This is a genomic window from Stenotrophomonas genospecies 3 (assembly GCF_054473855.1).
Map to the genome: position 1 here is coordinate 1 of NZ_JBTMUR010000034.1, position 4,751 is coordinate 4,751.

Below are 4,751 nucleotides of genomic sequence, written 5' to 3' on the forward strand. Positions count from 1 at the left end.
TGCATCGGGCGTCTTTGGCCGCCTGACGGCGGCCGGACCATCCACCCATCGGTGTCAACCTATGGCAGGACGAGTCACCTATGTGTCGGTGGCCGGGCGCGCGCGCGTGGTTGATGATCGCGCGAAGATCGAGGAACTGTGGTCGCCAGCGATGAAGCTGTTCTTCCCGGGCGGCAAGGACGACCCGAACCTGCGCCTGATCCAGGTGCGCGCCGACTCGGCCGAGTACTGGGATGGACCGGGCACGCTGCTGGGCACAGCGCTGAGTTTCGTGCTGTCAGCCGTGCAGGACGAACCGGCGGCGTTGGCCGACAACGGATTCATCGACCTTCGATGATGGCCGATGTCCGGTATTGGTAGTGCCGGCCGCTGGCCGGCAAACCTGGAAACGTGGCAGCCGGCCAGCGGCCGGCTCTACCGGATTCCGGCTCAGAACCAGCGCTGGAACAGCTCCACCGTGTAGCCCACCAGCTGCCCCGAACTGAAACCGAAGAACGCGATCGCTGCCACGGCGGCGATCCAGTTGAACAGCATCAGCGCGCCATCGCGTTCCAGCAGCGCCAGCGAGAACAGCAGCAGCTGGAAGCCGAACAGGAAATTGGTGAAGGGAATCGGCAACGACAGCAGCAGGCCCAGCAACACCAGCAGCAGGCCACTGAAGGCGTGGGCGGGCAGCGGTGTCAGCAGCTGCGGCAGGCGGGGTTTCAGCATCTTGTCCAGGCGCCGCAGCGGTCGGTCGATGCGGTCCAGGAAACGATGCATGGTGCCGCGCTTCGGCCCGCGGCGGGCGATGAAGCCGGGCAGCCAGGGCCGGCGCAGGCAGAACAGCATCTGCAGGCCGATCAGGACCACCAGTGGGCCGCTGACCGCGCCGCCCATGCCCGGGATCGGGATGAACGACGGCAGGATCGCCACGAACAGGAACACGCCGAACGCGCTCTGCTGCAGGTTGCCGAGGATCTGGCCCAGCGGCATGTGCTCGGCGGGATCGCCAGAGGCAAACATCTCCAGCAGGGTACGGATGCCCTCGTTGCGGTAGGCCGGGCGCTCGTCGCCCGGACCCTTGCCGGCCTCAGGCGGTGAGCTCATCGGCCTGCTCGTCGGACAACGTGCGCAGCAGCAGCTTGTCCACGCGCGCACCATCCAGGTCAACCACTTCGAAGCGCCAGCCCGCCCAGTCGAAGTACTCGCCTGCGTGCGGAATGCGGCCGAAGTAATGGATGCACATGCCGGCCAGCGTGTAGTAGTCGCCGTCCTCGGCGTCGGGCAGGTCGTTGCTGCCGATCAGTTCGCGCACGTCTTCGATCGGCAGCGAGCCGTCCACCAGCAGCGAGCCGTCTTCGCGGGTCACCACCAGCGCGTCCTCGTCGGCGTTCTCCACCGCCTGCAGGCGGCCGACCACCGCGCCCATCAGGTCGCTGATGGTCACCAGACCCTGGATCTCGCCGTACTCGTCCACCACCAGTGCCATCGACTGCTGTTCCTCGCGGAAGATTTCCAGCAGCTTCATCGCGTGGGTCGATTCGGAGACGTACAGGGGGTCGCGCAGGGTCTGGAACAGCGCGTTGTCGCCGCGCGCCATGCGCGTGGCCAGCGATTTCAGTTCGAGCACGCCGACCACGTCCATGTCGTTGTCGCGGTACACCGGGTACCGGGAGAACTCGTGTTCGGCCATGATTTCCAGGTTGCGCTCCAGCCCGGCCTGGGTATCCAGCCACGCGATGCGGTTGCGCGGGGTCATCAGGCTGTCGGCGGTGCGGTCGCCCAGGCGCATGACGCGGTTCATCATGTCGCGCTCATGGGCATCGATCACGCCGGCCTCGTGGCTCTCGGCCACCAGCATGCGGATTTCTTCTTCGGTCACCTGGGCGGCCTCGTCCTTGCCCAGGCCGAGAATCTTCAGTACCAGCTGGGTGGTCTTGGACAGCAGCCAGACAAACGGCAGGGCCAGCTTGGCCAGCCAGCTCATCGGCATGGCCACCAGTCCGGCGATCGCCTCCGAGCGGGTCAGCGCCAGGCGCTTGGGCACCAGTTCGCCAAAGATGAGCGTGATGAAGGTGATCAGGCTGACCGCCAGTACCGTGCCGATCTTGCCGGCATAGGCGAAACCGGGCATCAGGCCCTGGATCCAGCCGGCAAAGGCGTCGCCCAGCGCTTCACCGCCGAGATAGCCGGTCAGCACGCCGATCACGGTGATGCCGATCTGCACGGTGGACAGGAAGCTCTCCGGCTTCTCCGACAGCTCCAGCGCCTTGGCGGCACGCTTGGAGGTGGCGGCTATCTGCTTCAGGCGGCTCTTGCGCGAGGTCATGACCGACATCTCGGACATGGCGAAGAAGCCGTTCAGCAGAACAAGCGCGAAGACAATCAGGATCATTTCAAACACGGGCGTCGTCCCCGGTTGGTGGCAGGGAGGGCGGGTGCTTGCGATGGCGGCTGGCGCTCAGGAACAGGGTCCGGCGCGGCGCAGGGGGGTAAGGGTCGTCGTCCATAAGGTGCGCCCGAAGGCGCGCTGGCATCTTAGCAAAGGGGCGTGGCAGGGTGGCAACCGCCTGTTCAGGTTGGGGCTTCCAGAGCCCCGGAAGGGGGCAGGGATACCCGTGATGGTCATCTAGCCGTCATAATTCCGTCTGGTGCCGTCCTTCCCGCGACGGCTGACAGGTTTCTCAATGTTCTCTCTGCAGACCATTTTCGGTTCCGGCAAACAGTTCTACACCCTGCTCGATGAGGCTGCCGTCGCGGCTTCCGACGCCGCCAAGGCGCTGCATTCCATGCTGCGCGAGGCCGACCGCCAGCCCGCGCTGGACGCCTTCAAGCTGGCCCGCCTGCGCGAACGCGCGGCCTCGGACAAGATCAGCCAGGCGCTGGTGGACAGCTTCATGACCCCGATCGAGCGCGAAGACATCGAAGCGCTGGGCTCGGCGCTGTACAAGATTCCCAAGCAGATCGAGAAGTTCGCCGATCGCTATTCGCTGGCCACGACCCACCTGGAGCACATCGACTTCGCGCCGCGCGCGGCGATGCTGGAACAGGCTGCCGGCGTGGTGGTGGAGATGGTGGCCGACCTGCGCCACATGAACCTGGACCGGATGACCGCTCTCAACGAGAAGCTGCGTTCGCTGGAGAACGAGGCCGACCGCCTGATGCTCGAGCTGTACCGCGACATCTACTCGGGCCGCCTGGACAACCTGCAGATGTTCCTGCTGAAGGAATTCTTCGAGATCCTGGAAAAGGCCATCGACCGCTGCCGCGAGGCCGGCGTGGTGGCGTACCAGATCGTGTTGAAGAACAGCTGACGGACGCCGCCGCATGTTGACCCTTGTCCTGGTGGTGATCCTGGCCGCGCTCGTCTTCGAGTTCATCAACGGCTTCCACGACACCGCCAACTCCATTGCCACCGTGGTGGCGACCAAGGTGCTCTCGCCCGGCTGGGCGGTGATGCTGGCCGCCTTCATGAACCTCATCGGTGCACTGACCGGTACCGCGGTGGCGCTGACCATCGCTTCGGGCCTGCTCAACACCAACGTGGTCGACGTCACCCCGCAGGTGATCCTGTGCGCCCTGCTGGGCGGCATCATCTGGAACCTGATCACCTGGTGGAAGGGGCTGCCTTCCTCGTCCTCGCACGCCCTGATCGGTGGCCTCTGCGGCGCCGGCCTGGCCGCTGCCCACAACAACTGGGACGCGCTGATCTGGTCCGAGCGCCTGGGCAGCTGGGCGCAGAACAAGGGCCTGCTGTGGAAGGTGTTCGTGCCGATGATCACCTCGCCGATCGCCGGCTTCCTGCTCGGCATCGTGGTGATGGTGCTGCTGTGGGGCCTGATCGCCGGGCTGGCCAGGATCGGTGGTGCCATCGGTCGTCTGGCCCGCCCGCGCATCGTCAACGCCTTCTTCGGCAAGGCGCAGATCGCCTCGGCGGCCTACATGGGCTTCGCCCACGGCCACAACGACGCGCAGAAGACCATGGGCATCATCGCCATGACACTGATCGGTGCCGAGGCCACCGGTGCGCTGGATGACCTGCCGTCGTGGCTGGCCTTCATGCACCCGGACGCCAGCGCCGGTGACGGCATCGCGATGTGGATCGTGCTGACCTGTGCGGTGGTGATGGCGGCCGGTACCGCCTCGGGCGGCTGGAAGATCATCAAGACCCTGGGTCACAAGATGGTCAAGCTGCACCCGATCCACGGCTTCGCCGCGGAGACCAGCTCGGCCACCATTCTGACCCTGGCCGCCCACTTCGGCATGCCGGTCTCGACCACGCACAGCATCTCCACCGCGATCATGGGCGTCGGCTTCGCCAAGAACCCGCGCTCGCTGAAGTTCGGCGTCATCGAACGCATCGTCTGGGCCTGGATCCTGACCATCCCGGCCGCAGGTGGTTGTGCGTACCTGATCCTGAAGCTGTTCGAACTGTTCGGCTGGACCTGATCGCCGCGCCAAGGTGCACACGAAAAAGCCCGCCGGATACCGGCGGGCTTTTTTCATGGGCAGAGAATTCTTCCGGACACATCGTGTCGACCAAGGTCGACACCTACCAGAGCAGAAACAGGGATCCGATCCCGTGCCGACCAACGGTCGGCACCCACCAACAGCAGCAGGAACCTGTCAGCGGCGGGGTGGGGTGGGGTTGCAGGACCGTTGGCGCCATGGATGGCGCCATCGAGCCCCCAGGGTGAAGTGACCCCCGAGACTTGGACGGGGTCAGGCGGCCGATTGGGCCTGCTCCCGGTACTTTACCGGGCTCAGAC

General features: G+C 65.6%; 5 protein-coding genes. 3 read left to right on the forward strand and 2 right to left on the reverse strand.

The features are described from left to right. A partial coding sequence (locus ACX9OT_RS21750) for a pyridoxamine 5'-phosphate oxidase family protein (protein WP_459003652.1) occupies positions 1-337 on the forward strand: 337 nt, incomplete at its 5' end. 92 nt (positions 338-429) lie between these two features. Here ACX9OT_RS21750 and ACX9OT_RS21755 read toward each other — a convergent pair. Beyond that, positions 430-1,089, reverse strand: coding sequence for an exopolysaccharide biosynthesis protein (locus tag ACX9OT_RS21755; RefSeq protein ID WP_005412917.1), 660 nt, complete (start codon positions 1,087-1,089; stop codon positions 430-432). Next, entirely contained in the window at positions 1,073-2,377 is a 1,305-nt protein-coding gene (locus ACX9OT_RS21760; protein WP_459003654.1) for a hemolysin family protein, read from the reverse strand. The genes ACX9OT_RS21755 and ACX9OT_RS21760 overlap by 17 nt, the downstream gene beginning before the upstream one ends. A gap of 292 nt (positions 2,378-2,669) precedes the next feature. On the opposite strand from ACX9OT_RS21760, the gene ACX9OT_RS21765 reads away from it, so the two are divergent. After that, on the forward strand, positions 2,670-3,296 hold the full coding sequence (locus ACX9OT_RS21765) for a DUF47 domain-containing protein (RefSeq protein WP_004152833.1): 627 nt from the start codon (positions 2,670-2,672) through the stop codon (positions 3,294-3,296). Between the two features lie 13 nt (positions 3,297-3,309). Next, complete coding sequence (locus ACX9OT_RS21770) at positions 3,310-4,431, forward strand: inorganic phosphate transporter (RefSeq protein ID WP_049421504.1); 1,122 nt, start codon at positions 3,310-3,312, stop codon at positions 4,429-4,431. Positions 4,432-4,751: the final 320 nt, after the last annotated feature.

Excerpts from the sequence above, each read along its gene's own strand:
- ACX9OT_RS21755 (WP_005412917.1), bottom strand. The coding sequence starts at position 1,089 with ATGAGCTCACCGCCTGAGGCCGGCAAGGGTCCGGGCGACGAGCGCCCG.
- ACX9OT_RS21760 (WP_459003654.1), bottom strand. The coding sequence starts at position 2,377 with ATGATCCTGATTGTCTTCGCGCTTGTTCTGCTGAACGGCTTCTTCGCC.
- ACX9OT_RS21765 (WP_004152833.1), top strand. The coding sequence starts at position 2,670 with ATGTTCTCTCTGCAGACCATTTTCGGTTCCGGCAAACAGTTCTACACC.
- ACX9OT_RS21770 (WP_049421504.1), top strand. The coding sequence starts at position 3,310 with ATGTTGACCCTTGTCCTGGTGGTGATCCTGGCCGCGCTCGTCTTCGAG.